Source organism: uncultured Desulfobulbus sp. (assembly GCF_963662935.2).
Classification (GTDB): Bacteria; Desulfobacterota; Desulfobulbia; order Desulfobulbales; family Desulfobulbaceae; genus Desulfobulbus.
In genome coordinates this window covers 41098-65324 of record NZ_CAXXTL010000001.1, presented here as the reverse complement: position 1 = coordinate 65324, position 24227 = coordinate 41098, and the positions used below count along the sequence as shown (strand labels likewise).

The following is a 24227-nucleotide window of genomic DNA, read 5'->3' as shown; positions in this document are numbered from 1 at the left end:
TTTTGGTGGTTCGATATTTAGCAACGGGTTGATCGTGAGCAATAGAACGGGGCCATTACTTCTTCCCTGGAGCGGATTGACGCAGAGCATCGGCCACAATCCGGGCCAACTCAGCCCGATGATACGGTTTTCTGACAAAGCCCATGATGCCGGCTTCCCACAACTCGTCAATGCTCCCCTCCTGAGTGAATCCTGAGGAAATAAGCACCTTGGCCTCAGGATTGAAAGCACGGATTTCCTTAAAGCAGGCGACTCCGCCCATGCGCGGCATAATCATGTCGAGGATGACCAAGTCGATCTGGATGCCTTGGTTTTTATACAGCTCCAGCCCCTCCTGGCCATCCTTGGCCAAAAGGACCTGATAACCGAGCTGTTCAAGAATGAAAGCGGCGGTGGTGCGGATAATCTGCTCGTCATCGACCACCAGGATGCAGCCGCTGCCGCTTTCCGCACTGTCTTCCACCCCAGTGGTTGTACTGAGGGCAGCCTTTGCGACCGGCAGGTACAGAGTAAAGAGTGAACCTATCCCCAACTCGCTGGAGACCGTTATGCAGCCGCGATGCTCCTTAATGGCACCGTAGACAGCCGACAGCCCGAGTCCCGTGCCCTGACCGACGCCCTTGGTAGTAAAAAAAGGCTCAAAGATGCGGTTAAGCAGTTCCGGTTCCATACCTACACCGGTGTCCTGAATGCCGATCTGCACGTAAGCACCCGGTTCAATGGCAAAGGGGCTCTTCTGACAGAAGGCCTCATCCAAGTCGACGTTATCGGTGGTCAAGGTCAGGACACCGCCACCTGCCATGGCCTGGGCTGCATTGACACAGAGGTTGATAATCGAGTTTTCAATCAGTGACGAATCACCCTCGACTATCGATGATCCGGCCTTGTAAGAACGCTCGATGGAGATGCTTTTGTCCAGGCTGTGCTCAAGGAGGCTCTGAGCGTTGACCAGAGCGCTATGGATGTCCATGGGCGCAAATATCATGGCGTCCTTGCGTGAAAAGGCGAGCAGCTTGCGGGTGAGTCCGGCAGCATTTTCACAGGCCCTGATGATGGTATCTATATATCGCTGCTGAGGATTATCCGCGCCCAACTGCATGCCCAGAATTTCGGCGCTGCCGAGAATACCGCCTAGCATGTTGTTGAAGTCATGGGCCACGCCGCCGGCCAACTGGCCGATGGCCTCCAGTTTACGGCTCTGGTTGTGCTGATTTTCGCGGGCAAATTCCTCGGTGATGTCGCGGAACACAAGGACGATGCCCATCACCTGGCCGTTGCTGTCGCGGATGGGAGCGCCGGAGTCGGCGATGCGGTATTCGGTCCCGTCCCTGGCCAGGAGGAGCGTATTTTTCTCTAGAGTGACAATCGCCCCCACCGCAAGGACCTTGTCCACCGGGTTGGGGTGCGGTTTCCTGGCAACGTCGTCAATAAGCCGCAGCACCTCGACCAGCGGCTTGCCCGCCGCTTCGATGAACGGCCATCCGGTCAGGTTTTCGGCAACTGGGTTCATGCGGGTGATGCGGCCACCGATATCGGTGGTGATAACCGCATCGCCGATGGAATGCAGGGTGATTCGCAGATTTTCCTCACTGCGGGCTAGGCTGGAGCGGGTCTCGCGCAATCGCTGGACATTCGCCAGCAGGGCCACAATCATCGCAGTGAATACACCGAAGACGGCGACGACTGTCCACACCAGGTATTGATAGGTCTGATAAAAGGAAAAAGGCCGATACAGAACCACGCTGTCCAGGGGCAGCTCGTTTTCCGCGATTCCGAAACGAGTCAATTGGCGGCTGTCAAACATGTACTTATTCCTGCTTCCGGTTTCCACCGGAATATCCCGCGCGATTACCTGACCTCGGAGGATGCGCAGGGCCAGGTCCGCCGCATAATGCCCCTGGGCAGCGCCGCTGTTAACCTTGCCGCCGAAAACGCCCAAACCAAGGTTAGCGCTGGAGGTTATGAAGACCGGCACCGGCGAGGCCGCAGCGATTCGGGAGTAAATCTCGATATTATCGAAGACCTTGCCGCGAGCGTCCTTGTACCAAGCTGGAGCAAGGACCACGCTGCCCTCGCCCAGCCCCATCAGCTGGGTCAACATCTCCTCGGTCGCAAGATTTTCGCCATTCATATAGGTGAAACGCACGCCGGGATAGCTTTGCTCAGCCTCGATCGCCATCTGGCGGGTGCCGAGGCCAGTCGGCGTACCGTCGCTGAGAAAAACAATCTCAGCAGTGCGGGGAAAGAGATGCAGGGCCAGCCCGATGTTATCCTTGATGTCCAGGGTTTCAACAATACCGGCAAACAAACCCTTGGGCGCCTGCAGCGCTGAGGGCACACTGTTGACTCCGCAAAAGACGACGGAAACACCGGGGAAAAGATCATCATGAAACTGCTTAATGAAGTTGAAGGCGTCGTCATCGGAGGTGATGATGACATCGGGCTGCTGGACCCGGTATTTCAACGACAACGATTGCCGGATGACGGCCATGATGGCCTCATCGTATTGCCGCTTGGTGTCCATGTATTCGATATGGAGCTCGACCTCGGGCAAACCGGCGCTCAAGGTAGAGGCGATCGAAGTGGTGAGTTCATCGGTCCAGCGAAATCCCTGGTGATAGGAATTGAGCAGCAGCACCTGCACCTTGGGTTGCGGCGCGGCGACGACCGGTCCTCCGGACATCAGAAAAACCACCAGAACGAACGTCAGTCCCAGGATTCCTCCGACACGACGGGTCGCAGGCAGGACAAGGTGAAAGGCGGGTGGACCAACCGAGCCGGTCAACCGATTCATCATCGCAATGGGTGCGAACCCAACGGTGGGAACCTTTGTCTTTTGCTGCATTTCACTCCTTATTCTCAACCAAAGACACGGGGAACGGAACAAGGGTAATCAAGTGGCCTGCTCCAGCCTAACCAGCCCTGGTGAACGCCTCTCGATCAATCTGCAATGACTCATTTAAAACCGGGTATTTTTCATTATAGAAGAGATGCAACTGAATTATCAAATTTGGAGATGCATTTTATTAAATAATTTCGGGAAAAAGAAAACTTCCTTCGTCAATATCGGCTTTTTTCGGGCCCGCTCAGTGGTTGGGCCGATCGCGCACTGGGCTCATCCGCGTTTCGATGGGAACAAAAAACCTAGATATTGTTTCTATTACCCTGTATCGATAAAGGCCTTATCTTGGCCCTGTGAGGACATAAACAATGAAAAACAGCCACCCCAAACTCTCCACCGAAGCCTTTGCCCGTATTGTGGAACAGGCCATCGCCCGCATCCCCGAAGAGCTTCGCAAACGCATGGAGAACATCCTGATCTCGGTCAAACAACAACCCAGTACCGAAATGCTGGAAGAGATGGGGCTGGCGCCCGATGAACCGTTGTTTGGCATCTATTGGGGAGTTCCGCTCACCGAGCGTAGCTTGGCCGATCCGCCGCTGTATCCCGACACCATTTTTATCTTCCAGCAACCTCTGGAGGCCTTTTGCACCAGCCGTGAAGAACTGCTCGAGGAGATCGAGATCACAGTGGTACACGAGATTGCCCATCTCCTCGGGTTCAACGAAGCTGACTTAGAGGCCTTGGGGTACGGCTAAAACCTGTACACCTCCTTTCAGAGACGGAATGTTCTCGGCAATCGGTTTATTCTTTGTTCACCCCTGAGAACGGGGTATAATTTTTTTGTATGAATGCTGTCTACTCCGTGGTGGTTGATTCCTAGATCCACCCCCAACCTTTGACCGGACACGGGTATGACCAGAAACGCTGTGAATCGAGCACTGCAACCAAACAGCCTCCATGCCTAAAAGCGTCTTCTCCCTTTTTATGCTCCTAGCCGCCTTTCTCCTTTTCTCCTGTGGGGAAGGCGAAGAGGCGGTCAAAGTCTCCCTGGATAAACGCCAAGAAATTTCGTTCAGGCCGCAATTGCCGGCAATAACCTACGCCTACCTCCCCCAATACTCGAATACAGAATCTTTTCAACGCCATCACCGGCTGGTGGAATATCTTGCCGAGCAGACCGGTCTGCCCATGCGGCAAGTATTCCCGGACACCTTTACCCATCACATCAGCATGTTCGGCCAGGGAAAGATCGACATCTCGTTTTCCAACCCTTTTATTTACGTCAAGCTGGCTAACCGTTTCGGTGCCAAGGCCATGGCCCGAATCATTGAGGAAGACGGGCGCGCCGAATTCCGTGGTCAGATCATTGCCCGTAAAGATAACGAGGCCATCCAATCCATCAAGGATTGCCGGGGCAAGTCGTGGGTGGCTGTTGATCCGTCCTCTGCCGGCGGGTATCTGTTTCCCCTTGGGCATTTTGTCGATAACGGACTGAATCTTCGTGACTTCAAGGAGGTGGTCTTCGCCGGAGGCCGGCAGGAGAATGTGATACTGGGGGTGTATGCCGGGCTGCATGACCTTGGTTCAATCCGTGAAGGTTCCTTAAAGGTGGTGGAAAACAAAATCGACATCAATCAGATCAAGGTGGTTGCCAGCTCCAGATCGTATCCGGGCTGGGTCTACGCTTACAGTCCACGAATGCCTCAAGAGGCGGCCGACAAAATCAGGGCCGCCCTGCTCAAACTTGATTATCAGCATAATCCACGCCACCGGGCGATTCTTGATGCGGCAAAATTCATCGGTTTTGTCCCCTCCGACGACCGGGACTTTGACCCCGTCCGGGAACTGAGCAAAAAGGTTGGGCTGGATCTTGAATAGGTATCTGTTGAAAGTTCTCCATGGCCTGCGGTTCAGGACCAAAATCACCCTGGGTGTGACCCTGATGCTGGTCTTCTGCGGCCTGAGCATCGGCCTGATCCTCTCCGCCATGTCCTCAAAAGCCCTGCTTGAGGAAGGAAAAAAAAGGGGCATGGCCCTGACCTCGGGCCTAGCCTTTCGCCTCGCAGAACCCCTTCTGGCCATGGATTTCTTGCAGATGAAAAACCTCATCGACAATGTCCACAGTCAGTATGACGACATCCTTTATGTTTTTCTGACCGATACCAGCGGCAACATCCTGTCCCATACTTTTTCTGGCGGGTTCCCTGCCGATCTTCTCCAGGTTAATCCAAACGGCCAACTGCCCCAGCCCTTGCTCCTGTCAACCGAACAAGGGTTTGTGTACGACTTCAACGCCAGAGTCGTCCTCGGGGAGAAGAATCTGGGCGGTGTCAGGCTGGGGCTCTCACGAAGTGAGATGGACGCCCAAATTCACCATCAACGGTTGATCAGCCTGATCAGCACCCTGGGGGTGGTGAGTTTAGGGATTGTCCTGGCCCTCTGGTTTGCCCGCACGATCACCTACCGCCTCAACCGGCTCAGAGAGTCGGCGGAAGAAATCGTCAAGGGCAATCTTAATGTGCAAGCCGGCTTTTCTCTGGAAAAGAACTGCTGGGAAATCATGGAATGCGGCAAGCAGGGATGTCCGGCCTACGGTGATGCCGGGCGGCGCTGCTGGTACCTGGCCGGCACCCTGTGTCCCCATTGTCAGGGCAAGGAGTATCCGCTCAAAATCGAGAGCTGCCGGCAGTGTCCAGTGTTCAAATACAATTTTGGCGATGAACTCCAGGATCTGGCCGAAGCCTTCGATGTGATGGCCATTACAATCAAAAATCATATTGAAGAGCTGACCGAACGGGAGAAGACCATTGCCCGGCAGCAGGGCTTGCTCAAAACCATCATGAACGTGACCCCGGATTTCATTGCCCTACAGGATAAGGAACTGACCTATACATTCGCGGGCAAAGCGTTCTGCGATCATCTTGGCCTCAAAGAAGAGGAAGTAGTCGGCAAGACCGATTTCGATCTCTTTTCCGAGCGCCAGGCTGATCTGAATTTCCACGAAGACAAGCAGATCCTGATCACGGGGCACTCCCTCTCCAAGGAAATCACCTTCAAACGGCCCGAAGGGCAGAGGTGGTTTCATGTCGTTAAGGTGCCGGTCTATGATCAGGACGGCAGCATCATGGGTCTGTTATTGACCGCGCGAGACATTTCCATGCTCAAGAAATTTCAGGAGCAGTTGATCCAATCGCAGAAAATGGAAGACCTCGGCCGTCTAGCCGGGGGGGTGGCCCACGAGATCAACACGCCTCTCGGTATTATCCTCGGCTATACCCAATTGCTGATGGATGACATTCACGATGAAGAGCCGCTGGAAAACTTGAAAATCATTGAAAAACAGACCAAGGTCTGCCGGAAGATCGTCGCTGACCTCCTCGGCTTTTCGCGGCATTCTCAATCCGTCAGGGAAACGGTGGACATCAATGCATCCCTGCAGGAAGTGATACAACTGGTCGAGCATGCCTTTTTCTTGAACCGTATCAAAATAACCTCCACTCCCGATGATAGCCTCCCGCCTCTGACCGGCGACAAGGAACGGCTCAAGCAAGTCTGGCTGAATCTGCTCAACAATGCCGCTGATGCCATTGGTCAGAATGGGGTCATCTTCGTGCAAACCAAGCGCGGCGCCCGCGGGAACGGGCTCGAGGTCAGCGTGGCTGACACGGGCAAAGGTGTGAAAAAGGAACATTTGAGCAAACTGTTTGACCCGTTCTTCACCACCAAACAGGTGGGTAAGGGAACAGGTTTGGGGCTTTCCGTCTCCTTTGGGATCATCAGGGAGCATGGCGGCACCATCTCGGCCTTGAGTCCTCCGACGGCGGACTACCTGCCTGAAAACTTCGAAAGATCCGAGCATTTCGGTCCGGGAACCGTGTTTATCGTTGAACTGCCCCTGGGCCACGGCAAAGCCGCGCAAACAGAGAAGACTAGCCATTGAAACAATCGATTCGTCTTAAGCTCTTTCTGAGTCATGTTTTTGCGGTGCTGCTGGTGTCCGGGAGCATCGGTACCTACTTTTATGGCAGTGCCGCCGAAAGTCTGATGGACGGATTGAAGGAGCGGCTCCAGGCCACTGCCGCCCTGATCAGCCAGACCATCGATGCCGACACGCTCCGCTCGCTTTTGACCGCTTCGGACGTCTCTCAGCTTGCGTATGTCGACACTCTGCAAAAGTTACGGGCATTCAGGAGGATGAATCCCGACATCGCTTTTTTGTATGTCATGCGGCAAGAGGGGGAGAAAATCCTCTTTGTGGTCGATTCGGATGAAACAGAAAAGCAGGCCCTTCCTGGGACAGAATATCCGCAGCAACTTCCCAGCCTCGTCAAGGGGTTTACCGGCGTCTCCGTTGACACGGAGATTCTTGCCGACGAGTGGGGCTCGTTTCTTTCCGGATATGCGCCTATTAAAAACAGTCGAGGTGAGTTTTTGGTGGGCGTCGACATGCGGGCTGACAAAGTCTACACCAAATCAAGAAATCTGAGGATTTCTGGACTTTGCTCATTGATAGCCTCGATTGTCCTCGCCTTTTTGTTTGCCAAATATCTTGCTGCCCGTTTCACGGGGCCCATTCGATTGGCCATCGACCGTTGCACGGCCATCGCCGCTGGTAAACTCGATGAGCAGATCCTACTGCGCACCAATGACGAACTCGATCAATTGCTGGTGGCCTTTAATGAAATGTCGGCCACGCTTTCTCTTGCGGAACTGAAGAAGCACGAGGCCTTCACAGCGCTGCGCCGGTCCAAGGACGAACTTGAAATCCGGGTGAAGCAGCGAACCTCCGATTTAAGTGAGGTCAACAACAAATTGAGCCATGAAATCGCTCAACGCATCATCGCCCAGCATGCCCTTCAGGAAGCAGCCACCATTGATCCCCTGACCCGACTGTTTAACCGCCGGGCCATGATGGAGCGATTCGAGCATGAAATCTCCCGCAGTCAGAGAAATCAGGTCCCGTTTACGGTACTGGCCATTGACCTGGACCACTTCAAATCAATCAACGACACCAAAGGACATGATGCTGGCGACAGTATTCTGGTTGAAACAGGTGTGCGCATGAAAAGCATGCTGCGTAGTCAGGATGCAATCGCCCGCTGGGGCGGGGAGGAGTTTGTCATCTTATTGCCTGAAACCGAACTGTGTCGTGGACGACTGGTGGCGGAAAAGATCCGCCGCCGCATTGCCGTTGCCCCGTTTTTTTCCAACGGAGAAGAAATCGAGGTAACCGCGAGTTTTGGCGTGGCGGAATTCAGCCAGGAATCGGAAATTGACCAAGTCCTTAAGGCGGCCGATGACGCGGTTTATGCCGCCAAAAAGAAAGGGCGGAATCGGATTGAGATTGAGCAAGGGAGAAGCTGTGCCGAGGGTATTAGTTAACTGATGAACCAGAGGGCTAACACTTGATACAGTGATAATTCTCTGGGCAAGATTGCCTGCCTGCACAACCAGTTTTGACCAATCGGTCATCCGCCATTATTTTATTTTCCTAGGTGGTCGTTGCATCAGGGGAATGTGATTGATGCTGTTTTCGCCTGCCGATTTGCCGCCCCGGCACAGGCAACGTGCTGATCCGTTTGACGAACAGGCTCGGTTTTATGCGCAAACAGGAGGTGGGTGTGGTACATCTGCATGGAACTCAACAACCTCCGAAGGCTGGCGTGGTGGCTGAGTAGAATCGGAACCAGCCCCTCAAGCTACAAGGATGCACGCACTCATGGCAAGCCGTGCCGAGACCGATCAACAACCATCTGCCCGGCCGGAGCGCATTGGCCTCAAGGTGCTGTTGGCGATCAGTTTTTCCCATTTTCTCAATGACCTGATTCAGTCGCTGATCCCGGCGATCTACCCTCTGCTCAAGGACAGCTTTCAACTCAGTTTCACCCAGATCGGGCTGATCACCCTGACGTTTCAGATGTCGGCTTCCCTGCTGCAGCCGGTGGTTGGCTTCTATACCGATCGTCATCCCCAACCCTACTCCCTGACCTGGGGCATGGGCTGCACCCTGCTGGGATTGATTGCCCTGGCGCTGGCGCCCAGTTACGGCCTGCTATTGATTGCGGTTGGTCTGGTCGGCGCAGGCTCGTCGGTCTTTCATCCGGAATCCTCCCGGGTAGCGCGCATGGCCTCGGCCGGGCAGTATGGCCTGGCGCAGTCGATCTTCCAGGTGGGCGGCAATGCCGGCACCTCTGCCGGACCACTGCTTGCGGCCCTGATCGTCCTCCCACAAGGGCGGCAGAGCCTGGCCTGGTTCTCGCTTGTGGCCCTCTTGGCCATGATGATTCTCTGGCGGGTCGGCGGCTGGTATAAAAAGAAGCAGGAACAGGAACGACAGCGGCTCAAGATCCTTCCGGCTGCTGGAGGGGCAACGCGACATCCTTCGGCGACCTGGCCAGTGGCCGTTCTCCTGGTGCTGATGTTCTCCAAATTCTTTTATACAACCAGCCTGCACAGCTATCTCACCTTTTACATGATGCATAAATTTCAGGTTTCGGTGCAGTCGGCCCAACTGCATCTGTTCGTTTTCCTCTTCGGTGTGGCCTTGGGCACCATCCTCGGGGGACCGATTGGCGACCGTATTGGCCGCAAACAGGTGATCTGGTGGTCGATCTTCGGTACCGCCCCCTTTGCCCTGGCCCTGCCCCATGCCAATCTGTTCTGGACCGGCCCCCTGATCTTTGTCATCGGCCTACTGATGGCCTCCGCCTTTCCGGCGATTGTCGTCTATGCCCAGGAGTTGTTTCCAGGCAAGGTGGGGATGATCTCCGGCCTGTTCTTCGGTCTTGCCTTCGGGTTGGCCGGGATCGGCGCAGCCCTCCTGGGCAAGCTCGCTGATATTCGCGGCATCGATTCGGTGTATCAGGTCTGTGCCTGGCTGCCTCTCTTGGGAGTGGCGGCGCTCCTGCTTCCCGATCTGCGGAAAAGGCCAACCAACGGCTGAAAGGACCCCCTCCGTCAACGATCCGGAAGGCATGAACCCTTCCCTGTTTCCCATGGCGTTTTCGCTGTGGATGCCGTATGGTTGATAATCATTCCCTCATAATAACGAGCCGAGGAGGTGCGCCATGTTGAAAGGAAAATATCGTGACTTTTTTCGCAGGATCAAGACCACCATTCCAACCGAACGACTCATTACCGACCCGCTCCGGACCATCGCTTACGGATCGGACGCCAGCTTCTACCGCCTTATTCCGAAAATCGTCATCAATGTCGAGAACGAACTGGAGGTGCAACGCATCCTGCGGGAAGCGGGCACATTGGAGCTGCCGGTCACCTTCCGGGCGGCCGGCACCAGCCTCTCCGGCCAGGCAATCACCGATTCCATTTTAGTCCGCATGGGCATGGGCTGGAACGGCTACCGGGTTTTTGACAATGCCGGCAAAATCAGGTTGCAGCCAGGCATGATCGGCGGCCACGCCAACCGCATCCTCGCCGAATTCGACCGCAAGATCGGCCCGGACCCGGCCTCAATCGACAGCGCCAAGATCGGCGGCATCCTGGCCAACAACGCTAGCGGCATGTGCTGCGGCGTCGAACAGAATAGCTACCGGACCCTGGACTCGATGCGCATCATTCTGGCCGACGGCACCGTTGTCGACACTGCCGACGACAAGAGCCGGGCCTCCTTCCACCACAGCCACGGTTCCCTGCTGGAAGGATTGGCCGCATTGCGCGACCGGGTTCTGGCCGATGGGGAATTGGCCGAGCGCATCCGCTACAAGTTCAAGATCAAGAACACCACCGGCTACAGCCTCAATGCCCTGGTCGATTTCACTGACCCCTTCGACATCATGCAGCACCTGATGATCGGCTCGGAGGGGACACTCGGATTCATCGCTGAGGTGGTCTACCAGACAGTGATCGAGCATCGCCACAAGGCCAGCGGCCTGCTGTTCTATCCGGACATCCGCACCGCCTGTGAAGCGACAATCATTTTGAAGCAACAGCCGGTGTCCGCTGCTGAGCTGATGGATCGGGCGAGTCTCGCCTCAGTGACCGGTAAACCGGGCATGCCCGATTTCCTTGAGGGATTAGCGCCGGGTGTCACCGCCATCCTGGTGGAAACCAGAGCCGAAACTGCCGAGACTTTGGCTGGGCAGATCGAGCAGATCAAAACGGCGCTGGTGAGCCTGGAAACGGTGCGGCCCATCGAATTCACTGCTATCCCAGCAGAATTCAACCAGCTGTGGAAGATCCGCAAGGGACTGTTCCCGGCGGTGGGCGCGGTCCGCCGCACCGGCACCACGGTCATCATTGAGGATGTGGCCTTCCCCATCGAGCACCTGGCCAACGCCACGCTCGATCTCCAGGAACTGCTGCTGCGCTACAAGTACACCGAGGCCATCATCTTCGGCCATGCCCTGGCCGGCAACCTCCACTTCGTCTTCACCCAGGATTTCTCCACTCAGGACGAAGTGGTGCGCTACCGCGATTTCATGGACGATGTGGTCAAGATGGTGCTGGAAAAATACGACGGGTCGCTCAAGGCGGAGCACGGCACAGGCCGTAACATGGCCCCCTTTGTCGAGAAAGAATGGGGCGAAGCCGCCTTCAGCCTGATGAAGACAATCAAGCAGCTGTTTGATCCCAAGGGGCTGCTCAATCCCGGCGTGATCATTAACAACGATTTGGAAGCACATGTTAAAAATCTCAAGCCCTTGCCGCCGACCCATGAGTTGGTGGACAAGTGCATCGAATGCGGCTTCTGTGAGCCGATCTGCCCCTCGAAGAATCTGACCTTCACCCCCCGGCAACGAATCGTTGGCCGGCGGGAGATTAGCCGGAGGATGGCGGGGGGCAAAGGGGAAACGCCATTGAAGGGATTGGTGCGCGAGTACCGGTATCAGGGCATGAACACCTGCGCCGCCGACGGCCTCTGTTCGACGCTGTGTCCAGTGGGCATCGATACCGGCAAGATGATCAAGACCCTGCGCGAAGAGGCACATGGCCAACTGGCGGCGGCTGTGGCTTGTTGGACCGCCGACCATTTTAAGCCGGTGGCTAAAACAGCGGCTGGTGTGCTCAACACGGTCGACCGGGTGCATAAGCTCACCGGCACGCCCTTCATGGAGACAGTGACCGTAGCCGCGCATAAAGGGACGCTCGGGGTCGTGCCGCAGTGGAACCGGGCCATGCCCACCGGTTCGCCTAAGATCAAGGCCGAAGCGGCACCTGCTGGGCAAACCTTATCCGTGGTCTATTTTCCCAGTTGCGCCAGCCGGGCCATGGGGGGGCCAGCCCGGGAGGAAACCGAACGGCGCGGCCTGCCGCAGCAAACCCTTTCCGTACTAAAAAAAGCAGGCTGCGCGGTCATCCTGCCTGAAAACCTCGACAGCCTCTGCTGTGGCCAGGCCTTTGAAAGCAAGGGATTCAGGCTGCAAGCCGACCGTAAGGCCGATGAGTTGAGCGATGCCCTGCTCAAAGCCTCCCAGGATGGAGCGATCCCCATTCTCTGCGACACCAGCCCCTGCCTGATGCGGATGCGGGCCACTCTCGACAAACGATTGCAGCTCTTTGAGCCGGTGGAATTTGTCCTCCAATTCCTCAAGGATCGGCTTAATTTCAAGCGTAAGAATGCCAAAATCGCCCTCCATGCGACCTGCAGTACCCGCAAGATGGGGTTGGACACCAAACTCAAGGAACTGGCCTTGCTCTGCGCCACCGAGGTGGTGGTGCCGGAGAATATCTTCTGCTGCGGCTTTGCCGGCGACCGGGGCTTCAACTTCCCGGAATTGAACCAATCGGCCCTCCACGGCCTGGCGGATCAGGTGCATGACTGCGAGGCGGGCTATTCCACCAGCAAAACCTGCGAGGTTGGTTTGGCCCTCCATGGCCACATCCCCTACCGTTCGATCTTCGCCCTAGTAGACGAAGTGACCACCCCGCTCAACGAATAGAACCAAGAGCGCAGGGCGGTCCGCTGCGACCGCCCTGCTGTTTTTTCAAGGAGTATGCAGTAACTGATGAATCTGTTAGATCAACAACCCCAGGCTGGAAAAGAACAGGCGGATGGACAAACCGGTCCTCTCGGCGGCATCGAGTCTGGAGGTGGAGCAGTCCTCCAGGGTAAAGTCGAACTTGTGTTACAGGGAGCAGGCGGCAGCCTGATCGATACCCACGGCAAGGCACTGACACCGCCCAAAGGCTGGGAGTTTCTGCCGGCTGGAGATGCCGGATTGACCCGCAAGGTGACGGCTAAGACCGGGGTCTGGCGAGTGCAGGCACGGATGGGGCGGAGGATGATCTCCAAGGGCATCTGGGCTCCGGCGATGATCATTGCCGAGGCGCGGCGGGAAGTGGAGGCACAACGTGCCACCGAGGACTATCAAAAGAAACGGGCCGGTGCCCAGCAGCGGCGGGAACGGAAACAGACGGAATACGAAGGCGAATTTTTTCAGGCGGTGCGCGATTATCTTGCCTTTGCCCCGCACTACTTGGAACTCGAACAGGCCATAGCCAAGGCCGTGACCGTCCATGCCGTGCCCGTGGGCAGCGGCACAGTAGCACGCACCGCGATGATCCCCATCGAAGAACGCGCCGCAAAAGCAGTCATCGCTTGGATGCGGCACCGGACTACCGCCTATGATTCAATGGCAATCGCCCGGATCAAGGAGGAGCGGCGGCAGGTGCGGCGGATGCTGGCCCAACGTTCGGTCGACCTGCTCCGCGCCTACCGCGAGGGTGGGGAGATCGGTCCCGACTGCCCGTTGCAACGGGCCATGGGGAAGGGGTCGCCTGCTCGAGAAAAATAGTCAGGGGATAGGTGTTGAGTACCCCCTTTGAGGGGGTAAATTCAAACCATCGGCTTAGGTGGGAATGAAACATACAAGGTGCATCAACGTGCAAGTTGATGCACCTTGTATGTTTTTACAACGCGTTATTCTGCCTTCAGCTAAACGTATGACAGGTCGAGCATTTAACGTTCTTCTCCAAATGTTTTTTATGGCTTTCCGTACCCTGCCACGATTTTCTTTCATGGCAACTGCTACACAGAGTGGACTGCGCTTTGACCAAACCGGTCGGCTCTTTGCTATGGCAACTTGAACAGGACACCTCGCCTCTATGCGTCTGATGGGTTGACGCCCAGCTGAGGCTTTTCTTCTCATGGCATAAGGTGCAGGATTTCACCGCACTGGGGACAGTATGATAGCCCAAGGAGGTAAAGGGAACCATGCCGGTGCCATCTGGGGTGTTGCCTGCATTGTTGTGGCATTCAATGCAAGAAGGCGCTTTTGCTTTCGGCTCAACTCCGTGGGTAATCAACATTTCAGCATCGGTTTCAACCAGTGAGTAAGTGCCGGTCAGGCCCTGCTCTTCCATACCCTTCTGGACAGCAACATCGAATTTACCGGTCATGAACATCCACATAATAGCCGGTGGGACGATTTTGCCGCTTTCATGCAAAGGCATCACCGAGAAATGTCTCTTTATGGGAACAATGGACGACTTGCCGTCAAAGGGGGCACCGTTGGCCTTGGCCATGTGATACACGCCAGTGGCATCAGCCTTGATGGTCTCGCCCACGTTGTAAACGTACGATGTTCCGTCAAACCAGACGTATTCAGGTTTGACAAAAGATTTCTTGATCTCCTCGCCGACAAATCCTCCCTGGCCCGAACAGAATGCCTGATTCCACACCGGCTTTCTCCAATCTCGGGACATTTCAGTCGCGCCACCCTTGGCAAATTCCCGGATGTGACAGACCTGGCAGCTCACCTGCCCGGCCGCATGCCTGTTCAGCGTAGCATCGGTATGGGGCGCAGAAGTATGGCATTCCTGGCAAGTAGGAGGCCCAGCTTCTGTTCCTCGCAAGTCAATGCCGCGGCCGCCTATTTTATGATTCAAGGCAGAGTGGCAATCAACGCAGGTTAAATTGGCTCCATTTTGCGACAGGTGAACATCTTGGTCAATGGTCGGATTGACCGAATTCAGCCCCATGTCACCGCGCTTTGTCCAATCGCCGCCGCCAGCCGTCGCATGACACCGCAGGCACGATTTGTTGGTCGGCAAGTGGACAGTTCGTGCCAAATTGGCCATAAGGGTTCCAGCCGGCATCTTGCTGTAATCCGGCTCAATCATGTAATTCCCCAAGCTGTCGACTTTGCCAAAGACATAGGTCTTGGTTTGCCCTAAAATGTTGGTCACCGTCTGGGTGTTGTTGGAATCGGTGATAAATTTTCGTTGATAGGTGTCGCTATGACACATCAGGCAATCGACATCTTTTGCTTCAGCAGGATGCGGCGCATTGCCATCCGAACGAACATGGCAGGAAAAACAGGCACTTTTTGACGACATTGCATAGGTGCAGAAAGTATTGATGCCGCCTTTGGCCTTGCCAAGTTCCTCACCCTTGGTATTAGTCAGTTCCAGTGACGGGGCTTTCCATTTGGCATGTAAACTATTCACCATCTCCGTGCCTTCCGTGGCATGGCAACTTAAACATGTTACAGAACCTTCATACTTGGTGATGGTGTTGTGCGCCGGGATGGGGCCGATAACCAGTGTAGGTGTTTTGGCGACAGTGAAGCTGCTGGATCTGGTGACACTTGTCCTGCGATCCCTAATTTCACAACTGTAATTCCAAGTACCCTCGATGGCATCCGCAGGGGTCGTATAGCCGTAACTGGCTATAGCACCGTTGATTACCATTGTTTTGCCTGCGGCCAAGGTCGTGCCGCTAGGATTTTTAATGGTGACTCGGGCGGACGTCAGGGGAAACAACCAGTCTCCGGTAGCTGTACACTGCAGATTTACAGTTGATCCAGCCATGACACTCGCCGGCGTCGCCGTCATTGTGATTGACCGTGCAGCCGCGTAGCTGTCGCTCCCCATTGCCAAGATGACGATAACCAGTCCGATCATGCCGATTTTCATACCATTTCTCCTTATTAATAACTCAGCTTCTTGTTGCCTTCTGTTCCTAAAGTGACAGACATGGACCACATAGTGGTAGCAAGAATCGATCCAGAAGCTGGAAGGAGATCAATGAAGGGGTACAGTCAAAGGCAGGTCTTGCAGCGGGGTGTTATAAGATGAGGATATTGAGGACTTGGCTCTTTTGGATGTAACTAGACGAAAGCCTTGGGGCAGGGCTTGCCCCAAGGCTTTCAGGTACATCCGCCTCACCTTATTAATGAGAGCTTGTCAATCCAATTCCATGAATCGCCGATACTGGCCGCTTCCCGCATTGAGTGCTTCAGTGATTAGGTCCAGGGCCGCTTCAAATTTTAAACACACCCACCAACTTGCTCAGTTCAAGGGCCATCTTGAGCATTTCGTCGGCACTGTCCTTAATGTGCTCGCTGCTTTTTGAGATCTCGATCGAGGCATTATTGACCTGAACAATATCCTTGGCAATGGAGTCGGCCACCAGGGAGCTTTGACTGACGTTTTCGTTCACCTCCTGCAGTCCTTGACTCGCCTGTTCAATATTCTTGGCAATTTCCTCGGTGGCAACCGACTGTTCGGTCACTGCTGAAGCAATGGTGGCCACGATGGCGTTAACATTGTCAATAACCCCAGTTATCTCCTTGATTTCCTTGATTGTATCTCCGGCTGTCCCCTGCACCCCTGCGATTTGTTCTTTGATATCAAGGGTGGCAACGGCGGTCTGTTTTGCCAGTTCCTTGATTTCATTGGCAACCACCGCAAAGCCCTTGCCAGCCTCACCGGCGCGGGCTGCCTCGATGGTGGCATTGAGCGCCAGCAGGTTGGTTTGTTCGGAGATTTCGGTGATCGCCTCGGTCACCCTGTTGATCGCCTGGGCGGCCTGTCCGAGTTCGGTCATTTTGGCGGAGGCGACCTCGGCTTTGCGCACCGCCTGCTCGGAGATGACCCTGGCCTGTTCGGCGTTGCCGGCAATTTCGTTGATGGTGGCGTTCATTTCTTCCGCCGCGCTGGCGACCATCGCGGTATTGGTGGAGGACTGCTCCATGGCGGCGGCGACATTGTTGAGGTTGGTGGTCATTTCCTCAGTGGCGGCGGCAACGGCATTGCTCCGTTCCGAACTCTCCCTGGCATTTTCCGACATGTCACGGGCCACCTTGGCTAAACTGTTGGAAGCCCCCTCTACCTGAGTGCTATTGGCAACCACGCCTTTGATAATCCCCTGCAATTTCTCGATAAAAATATTAAAACCCATGCCCAATTCGCCGATCTCATCCTTAGTTTTGACCTCCAGCCGCCGGGTCAGGTCCCCTTCGCCCTGGGCGATATCTTTCAGGCTCTCGACCACATGACGCAGAGGGCGAACAATTCCGAAAGCAATGACCAAGATGACGGAAATAATAATCACAAAAACAGTGCCCGCGCTCGCCGACATGGTTAGAAGAGATGAGCGGACCTGGCTGTTCATCTCGCCGGCCATGGCTTCAACATAGGTATCAATATTGTCGATATAGACCCCGGTGCCGATCCACATTCGCGTTCCAGGGATCATCTCGGCATACCCCAGCTTGGGTGTATCCTGGTTCCCCGGTGGCTTGGGAAAAACGTACTGGACAAATCCGCCGCCCTTGCCTGCCTGTTCCATCAGTTCCTTGACGAAATAGATGCCGTTTTTGTCCTTGAGGTCTCCCAGGTCCTTACCCTGCTTCGGTTTGCCGGGAGGGAGTGCCACGTTGACCGTGTTCTCGTAGACAAAGTAATAGCCGGATTGATCTTCCTCGAAACGAATGTCGTCCACGAGTTTGCGGATAATGTCAACTTGCTGTTGTTTGTCGGCTATACTTTCGATGGCGTGGCCAACAGCAAGGGCCACCGAATGGGTAGCTACCCGCAGCTTGGCCTTTTGGTCCTCCAGCATCACCGATCCAGTTTTGGCCAATCCCATGTCCCGGACCTTGTGACTGTTGGTCACCGCAAACCACATCATCAGGCTGAACAAAAAAACTATGGAAAAGATAACCAAGTACATTCTTCCTTTGACCGAAAATCGATTCAGCATGGTACCTCCATTCGGGTTGTTCAGCGCTCAAAAGGGTGAGGTGAAAAAGGAGCCTTTTATTCAGGATATAAGGTAGCCTTGGCAGTTGTCAAACTTTTCCATGATGATGGAAAAATACCGGCGTTTAATTCCTTGGATCTAACTCTCCCGTAATCGGAGCAAAAGGGGTCACGCAGCTTAATATGCCATGGAAGCAATAGTTCATGCTGATCTCCAACAACAAAAACAGTAGTTCGCCAAAAATGGCGATTTAAAACATGTAATCCTTTAAATTCGACATAATTGGTGATTTAACAACAAATTTAAATATTACTTTTAATTCGTAATTTTTGGCGAATAAAATTATAATATTGATACAATTCGCCAAAGGAGTCGACAATGACCATTAATACATTCATGAGCGATGAAGCCGTGTTGCAGGGAATCGGCCGGAGCCTGGCCCGACGGCGGGTGGAACTGGAATTGACCCAGGCAGCGCTGGCGGAACAAGCCGGAATCGCCAAGCGTACCGTGGAACGGATAGAGACTGGGCTATCAACCCAGACCGCCAATCTGATCCGCATCTTCCGGGTTCTGGGGCTTATCGAAAACCTGGCCGCCCTGATCCCGGAAACCGGACCGCGGCCGCTCGACTTGCTCAAGCTCAAAGGCAAACAGCGGCAACGAGCCTCTGCGAAGAAAAGCCCGAAGTCGAGCGGCGAGCCCTGGACATGGGGTGAGGATACATGAGCACGGTAGCTGAAGTGCGGCTCTGGGGACGCACCATCGGCGCAGTTGCCCTTGATGAAGGTGCGCAAGTAGCCTCCTTTGAGTACGACCCGGCCTTTGCCCGCAGCGGCATTGAGATCGCGCCGCTGACCATGCCGCTGGCACCTCGCGTCTATTCCTTCCCTGCCCTGGCCCCGGAAACCTTTTCCGGCCTGCCTGGCCTGCTCGCCGACTCCCTGCCGGACCGGTTCGGCCATGCCCTGATTGATGCCTGGCTAGCCACCCAGGGCCGGAGTCCCCATTCCTTCAATGCTGTCGAACGTCTGTGCTATACCGGCAGCCGCGGCATGGGTGCACTCGAATACGCCCCGACGATTGGCCCCAGGTCACGGCAGGCTAGCCGCATCCGTATCGACCACCTGGTTGAGCTCGCCTCCAGCATCTTGACCCAACGCACCGACTTGAGCGGATCTTTTGCCGAGGACGTTAAAGCGGGTGCCCTCAAGGACATCCTCCGGGTCGGCACCTCGGCGGGAGGGGCGCGGGCCAAGGCGGTCATTGCCTGGAACCCGGCCACCAACGAGGTTCGTTCTGGGCAGGTGCCGGCCGATCCGGGGTTTGAGCACTGGTTGCTTAAATTCGACGGCGTTTCCGGCAACCGGGACAAGGAATTGGAAGATCCCAAAGGATTTGGCGTCATTGAGTATGCGTATTACCGGATGGCCAGGGATGCCGGCATCACCATGAGCGAATGCAGGCTGCTTGTGGAAAACGGCCGCTCCCATTTCATGACTCGACGTTTTGACCGCTCCACCGGCGGCGAAAAAATGCACATGCAATCCCTCGGCGCCCTGGCACACTTCGATTTCAACCTGGCGGGCGGTTATTCCTACGAGCAGGCCCTGTTCGTCATCCGACAACTGGGCATGGGGATGCACTCCATCGAAGAGTTGTACCGGCGGATGGCCTTCAACATCCTGGCCCGTAACCAGGACGATCATGTCAAGAACATCGCCTTTTTGATGGACAAGACCGGCAGCTGGTCGCTGGCTCCGGCCTTTGACCTGACTTATAGCTTTCAGCCAACCGGGCACTGGACGGCAACCCACCAGATGACAGTGAACGGCAAGCGCGACGACTTCACCTTGGAAGATTTTCGGACCTGCGCCAAATCGGCTTCCATGAAGCGCGGCCGGGCCGAGACGATCCTGGAAGAAGTGCACCAGGCGGTTTCCCACTGGCCCGATTATGCCGAGGAGGCGGGGATATCGGCCGACTGGCGGAACAAAATCGGCCGCACCCATCGCCTGACCGACTTTGCTTAATTTGCCGCGACAACCCGAGAGTTCCGCACAAGGTCAACAATTTTATTCTCTTCGCGCCCCCCCCATCGCGATGTACATCCACAGCAAGGGGAACAACTTCCCGGACTGCTTCATTACTCCTAAGCCCTCTCCGCCAAATGAAGTGGAGGGCCGAATGATCGCAACTGTCGATGCAGACGCCGCAGTTCCAGCAGTAAGGGGAGAGCGATTCGCCGATACTGGGTGCAAGTCCCAAGGGACAGGCGCGGTCGCATCGGCCGCAATGAGTGCAGTTATCGGTCCGCCGATGGACCTCCAGCCTCCGGGCCATTCCCAGCAGTGCCAGCAGCCCGCCCAACGGGCAGAAATAGCGACAGTAAAATCGGCGCGTCACCAATTCCAGGGCCAGGACCGCGATCACCAGCACCCCTTCCCATGCCAGGCTATGAAAAAAGACGGCCATCATCATCTCCCTTCCCACCAGACCGGGTGGAGAGAGAAAGACAAACAAGGGTGCACCGAGGATCAGGGAAAGAAGCAATTCGCTGATCAGGGCAAACCAAAGCAGTCGCCTGGCTAATATCAGCCGGTCGCGGAGTATGGCTTTTTTCTGGATGCGCCCCCTGATTCCAGCCAGCAACTCAGCCAAAAAACTGATCGGGCAAACCCAGGAACAGAAAACCCTACCGAGAAAAATGGCGATCAGCAGGGGGATGGCCATGGCAATCAGAGCCGGGACATACACCTGCTGGCTGATCAGGAGGCTCTCCAGTCCTTCCAGGGGTGAAATCAGGCGCAACTCGCCGATCCCCAACGATTGATACCATCCTTGAATAAACGCAATGCCCCAAGAGTAGTTGAGCAGGGGGTTGATGAGCAGGAGGAGAAAGGCAGCGGCCAGGAGAAGGTGCCGTAGCGTGGAGTAGCGCCATCCTTTGTTCGGCGCTGCCAAGAACGAGGCTTCCGGGCTGTTCATGGGAGTCTGCCGCTGGCCGGCGGTTCGATGTTAATCGCCTTTAAATCGTTGGTAGAGGTGACCGGGCAGGCGTGGGTGCAGAGGCCGCAGCCGGTGCAGACCTCTTTCGCCACCGCAGGCAGCAATTCGTGCAAGACAATGGCCCGGCCTTTAAAGGGGCAGACATCGTAGCAGGTCCGGCACAGAGCGATTCCGGCCCAGGCGGCGCAGGTGAATTTGTTGATCACCGCCGTCCCCATCCGGGTGGCCGCTTGCGGAATTTTGCTCAAAGTGCCGGTGGGACAGACCTCAACGCACTTCATGCAGAGATAGCAGGGAATCTCTTCCACCGCGATCAGCGGCGTGCCGGCATGAATGCCCTGACGGATATCGAGCATGGTGATACAGCGGTAGGGGCAGCTCTCCACGCAGCGGCCGCAGCGAATGCACCGGCCGGCAAAATTTTCCTCGGCAACCGCTCCGGGCGGCCGCAAGCGGTTGGTGGTGACTGGTGAGCGGAACAATCCGGCGCACCCTTCTTTCACCCGAGTACAAACCGAGGCGGCCAGCAAGGAGCCGAGCAGTTTAAGGAGGTTCCGGCGTCTCACTCCCCTGCCCCGTGCTCGCCAGAACATGCCGCAGGATGATCTGCCCCGGTATCCCCCAGCACATCTTCCATGTTGAGATAGGTCAAGCCGGCATGAAGGACCACGGGACAGGCGTTGACCGCCTCCATCAGCCGTTCCATCTCCTCACTGGTCCGGGTATCGAACACGGCAACAATATTCCCCCGTTCATCCGCCCCATGGATTTCCACGCCCGCCAGGTTGGCAAGCTGCTTCCGTACCTCTTCCAGATCACCTGGCCGGGTCGAGATGACTACTCCGCCAATCGGCATCGAAGATTTCTCCTTTTCATGGTCTGTTGATCATCCAACAACAAAAAAGGCGGAAAGGACAGAAACAACCCTTTCCTTTCCGCCTCACCGCAGGGGCGGACGGCAGGCCGGATCGGTCACTCCATCCGGCCGCCAAGTTCAGACGATGAACGGTTTGAGCGGCTGCGGCCCTGAAATACGCTTGATGGTGACCGCGCAGATTTTAAACTCCGGTTCCTTGGAGGCGGGGTCGTAGTCGTCCTTAGTCACCTTGTTGATCATCCGCGTCTGCTCCTGGTCGTGCCAGTAGGCAAAAACCATGCCCTCGATCGGTCCCTCGTAGACCTTGGCCGGCAGCACATTGACGCCGCGCCGGGATTTGATTTCGACCATATCGCCCGGCTTGATGCCGAGTTTGTCCGCATCCTTAGGGTTGACCTCGACATAGGCATAGGGATTGGCCCGGAGCAGTTCCGGAATCCGGCCGGTCATAGACATGGTGTGCCAATGGTCGATGATCCGACCGGTGGAAAGATAGAACGGATACTCCGCGTCCGGGATCTCCGAGGGATCGGCCTGGGGCCGCAGCCAGATCCAGAGCTTACGGTCCTCGTGGGCCGGACCGTAGAACTGGTAGGGCAGCTCGTTTTTCGATTCGCTGTCTGCCATGGGATCCATGCCCTTGACGAACTTTTTCACCGTGCCGCCGGTAAGGGCGAACTCCTCGGTGGGCGCCGGCCACTGAGGGCCGTCGGCCATCCGTGACATCACCGCGTAGGTGGCGCCGCGCAGGTCGTTATCGCGATTCTTGGTCAATTCCTGGGTGTACTCCTCCCAAATTGCCTTGGGCAGGGCAAAATCCTCTTCCAGTCCTTCAAAGGGTTTGACGCATTGGGCGATGACCGGATCGTCCAATTTGACCGCTAACCGTTTGGCCCATTCACGGGCGATCCAGACCTCGGGCTTGGCCTCTCCCGGCGCTTTGACCGCCTTGCGGGTCAGTTGGGAACGCCGCTCGGTGCAGCCGTAGACGCCGGTCTTCTCGAAATGGAAGGCAGTCGGCAGGATGAGATTGGCGAACTCGGTGGTACGCGTCTTGAAGATATCGGTGCAGACGATGAAGCAGTCATCGTCGGCCAGCCCTTTGTTGTAAAGATCGCAATTGGGCAAACTCTGGGCCGGGCTGGTGCAATTGACCCAGAGGGCCTTGACCTTGCCGTTGTTGACGGCCGTGAAGAGGTCCATGGTGTGCAGCCCCGGATCGGCCGGAATGCGGCCCAACGGGATACCCCAGGCCTCTTCCACCTGATTGCGCATCTTTTCTTTTTCCACTGGCCGGTGTCCGGGCAGGATATGACACAGTCCCCCGGCCTCGCGGACGCCGCCGCAGGCATTGGGCTGACCGGTCAGGGAAAGGGAATCGGCGCCTTCCTTGAGCAGCTGGCCGGTGAGGATGTGAAGATTGTGGATCAGATTGTTGGCCCAGACGCCCTGTTTGCGCTGGTTGATGCCCATGCACCACAGGCTGACCGTCCCCTTGGAGGTGGCGAACCAGCGGGCCACCTGGCGGATATCGTCGGCAGTGATGCTGCCACCGCAGGTCTTGGCCGCCGCCTCCGGGGTGTAGGGAGCGAGAAACTGGGTTAATTCGTCGAAGCTGGCATCCTTCCCCTCCTTCCCCTGCTTGAACACCGCATAATTGGTGAGAAACTGCTGGTCATAAAGTTTCTCGTCGATGATCACCTTGGCCATGGCGTTGAGCAATGAGAGGTCGGTGCCCGGCTTGAACTGCAGATGTTTGTCGGCGATGCGCGAAGTCTGGGAGACGCGCGGATCGGCATTGATAATCTTTACCTCAGGATTGTCCAATTTGCGCCGCATGATCCGGCGAAACAGGACCGGATGCGCCTCGGCGGTGTTGGAACCGATGATGAAGAAGCAATGCGCCTTTTCGAGATCCGCATAGCCGCCGATGGGCTCGTCGGCTCCGAAGGAGGTCATGTAGCCGCCGACCGCGCTGGCCATGCAGAGGCGGGGATTGCCCTCGACGTTGTTGGTCTTGAGCCCACCACGCATGATCTTCTGAAAGAGGTAAGTCTCTTCGGTGAGGCACTGGCCTGAACCATAGTAGGCCACGGCATTGCTGCCGTGTTGCTTGACTGCTGACGCAAAACGCTCAGCCGCAATATCCAGGGCCTTGTCCCAGCTGATCTCCTTGAAGGCTTCGGACTTCTTCGCCCGGTACAGGGGTTTTTTCAACCGGTCCTTGTGGCCAATGCATTTCCAGAAGTGCATACCCTTCATGCAGAGGTAGCCGAAGTTGGTGCGTGATTCGGCTACCCCACGCAATCCAAAGGGCACGCCGTTCTTGACGCCGAGTTCCACGCGGCAGCCGACACCGCAGAGACGGCAGGTTCCTCGATGCCAGGCTTCGGCTTCTTCAGCCAGGGCACCAGTCTGCCAATCTGCTGGCAGTTGCATGCCCACATAGGAGGCTGCGGAGAGCGCCGCCGTTTTCTTCATAAAATCTCGTCGTGTCTGAGCCATACTGACCATCTCCTCAATAAAGTTAGTCGCCCGACTTTTGCTGC

At 56.0% G+C, this 24227-nt stretch carries 15 protein-coding genes and 1 pseudogene; 9 read left to right on the top strand and 7 right to left on the bottom strand.

Annotated features, from left to right (window positions below):
• Positions 1-55: 55 nt before the first annotated feature.
• Entirely contained in the window at positions 56-2845 is a 2790-nt protein-coding gene (locus ACHZCX_RS00250) for a response regulator (RefSeq protein WP_319585250.1), read from the bottom strand.
• Positions 2846-3210: 365 nt separating this feature from the next.
• Here ACHZCX_RS00250 and ACHZCX_RS00245 point away from each other — a divergent pair, with 365 nt between their 5' ends.
• The 7 genes from ACHZCX_RS00245 (at position 3211) to ACHZCX_RS00215 (ending at position 13599) form a co-directional block, all read left to right on the top strand.
• Positions 3211-3600 (top strand): metallopeptidase family protein, encoded by a 390-nt coding sequence (locus tag ACHZCX_RS00245; protein ID WP_319585249.1) that lies wholly within the window; start codon positions 3211-3213, stop codon positions 3598-3600.
• 202 nt (positions 3601-3802) lie between these two features.
• Entirely contained in the window at positions 3803-4723 is a 921-nt protein-coding gene (locus ACHZCX_RS00240; RefSeq protein WP_319585248.1) for a phosphate/phosphite/phosphonate ABC transporter substrate-binding protein, read from the top strand.
• Positions 4716-6785, top strand: coding sequence for an ATP-binding protein (locus ACHZCX_RS00235; protein WP_319585247.1), 2070 nt, complete (start codon positions 4716-4718; stop codon positions 6783-6785). Before ACHZCX_RS00240 ends, ACHZCX_RS00235 begins: the two co-directional genes overlap by 8 nt.
• Positions 6782-8227, top strand: coding sequence for a diguanylate cyclase (locus tag ACHZCX_RS00230; RefSeq protein ID WP_319585246.1), 1446 nt, complete (start codon positions 6782-6784; stop codon positions 8225-8227). The genes ACHZCX_RS00235 and ACHZCX_RS00230 overlap by 4 nt, the downstream gene beginning before the upstream one ends.
• Before the next feature lie 337 nt (positions 8228-8564).
• On the top strand, positions 8565-9788 hold the full coding sequence (locus ACHZCX_RS00225; protein ID WP_319585245.1) for an MFS transporter: 1224 nt from the start codon (positions 8565-8567) through the stop codon (positions 9786-9788).
• Between the two features lie 124 nt (positions 9789-9912).
• Positions 9913-12744, top strand: coding sequence for an FAD-binding and (Fe-S)-binding domain-containing protein (locus ACHZCX_RS00220; RefSeq protein ID WP_319585244.1), 2832 nt, complete (start codon positions 9913-9915; stop codon positions 12742-12744).
• A gap of 66 nt (positions 12745-12810) precedes the next feature.
• Positions 12811-13599 carry a DUF2293 domain-containing protein gene (locus ACHZCX_RS00215; protein WP_319585243.1) on the top strand — a complete coding sequence of 263 codons (789 nt, stop codon included), beginning with the start codon at positions 12811-12813 and terminating at the stop codon, positions 13597-13599.
• A 136-nt stretch (positions 13600-13735) separates the two neighbouring features.
• On the opposite strand, the gene ACHZCX_RS00210 is transcribed toward ACHZCX_RS00215, so the two are convergent.
• On the bottom strand, positions 13736-15721 hold the full coding sequence (locus ACHZCX_RS00210; protein ID WP_319585242.1) for a multiheme c-type cytochrome: 1986 nt from the start codon (positions 15719-15721) through the stop codon (positions 13736-13738).
• A 346-nt stretch (positions 15722-16067) separates the two neighbouring features.
• Positions 16068-17792 (bottom strand): methyl-accepting chemotaxis protein, encoded by a 1725-nt coding sequence (locus tag ACHZCX_RS00205; RefSeq protein ID WP_319585241.1) that lies wholly within the window; start codon positions 17790-17792, stop codon positions 16068-16070.
• A 378-nt stretch (positions 17793-18170) separates the two neighbouring features.
• Here ACHZCX_RS00205 and ACHZCX_RS00200 point away from each other — a divergent pair, with 378 nt between their 5' ends.
• Together ACHZCX_RS00200 and ACHZCX_RS00195 are read left to right on the top strand one after the other, a co-directional pair.
• The gene (locus ACHZCX_RS00200) at positions 18171-18521 is read left to right on the top strand and encodes a helix-turn-helix transcriptional regulator (RefSeq protein WP_319585240.1); all 351 of its coding nucleotides are present in this window, start codon (positions 18171-18173) and stop codon (positions 18519-18521) included.
• Positions 18518-19825: a type II toxin-antitoxin system HipA family toxin gene (locus tag ACHZCX_RS00195; protein ID WP_319585239.1), complete on the top strand. Its 1308-nt coding sequence runs from the start codon at positions 18518-18520 to the stop codon at positions 19823-19825. The genes ACHZCX_RS00200 and ACHZCX_RS00195 overlap by 4 nt, the downstream gene beginning before the upstream one ends.
• 316 nt (positions 19826-20141) lie before the next feature.
• Here the strand turns inward: ACHZCX_RS00195 and ACHZCX_RS00190 are convergent.
• From ACHZCX_RS00190 to ACHZCX_RS00175, 4 genes and pseudogenes are all read right to left on the bottom strand, one after another.
• Positions 20142-20780 (bottom strand): annotated as a pseudogene (locus tag ACHZCX_RS00190) (4Fe-4S binding protein); the annotation flags it as partial.
• Positions 20777-21367: a 4Fe-4S dicluster domain-containing protein gene (locus ACHZCX_RS00185; RefSeq protein WP_319585238.1), complete on the bottom strand. Its 591-nt coding sequence runs from the start codon at positions 21365-21367 to the stop codon at positions 20777-20779. The gene ACHZCX_RS00185 and the pseudogene ACHZCX_RS00190, both read right to left, overlap by 4 nt.
• Positions 21364-21657, bottom strand: coding sequence for a chaperone NapD (locus ACHZCX_RS00180; protein ID WP_319585237.1), 294 nt, complete (start codon positions 21655-21657; stop codon positions 21364-21366). Before ACHZCX_RS00180 ends, ACHZCX_RS00185 begins: the two co-directional genes overlap by 4 nt.
• Before the next feature lie 138 nt (positions 21658-21795).
• Positions 21796-24183: a molybdopterin oxidoreductase family protein gene (locus tag ACHZCX_RS00175; RefSeq protein ID WP_394708750.1), complete on the bottom strand. Its 2388-nt coding sequence runs from the start codon at positions 24181-24183 to the stop codon at positions 21796-21798.
• Positions 24184-24227: the final 44 nt, after the last annotated feature.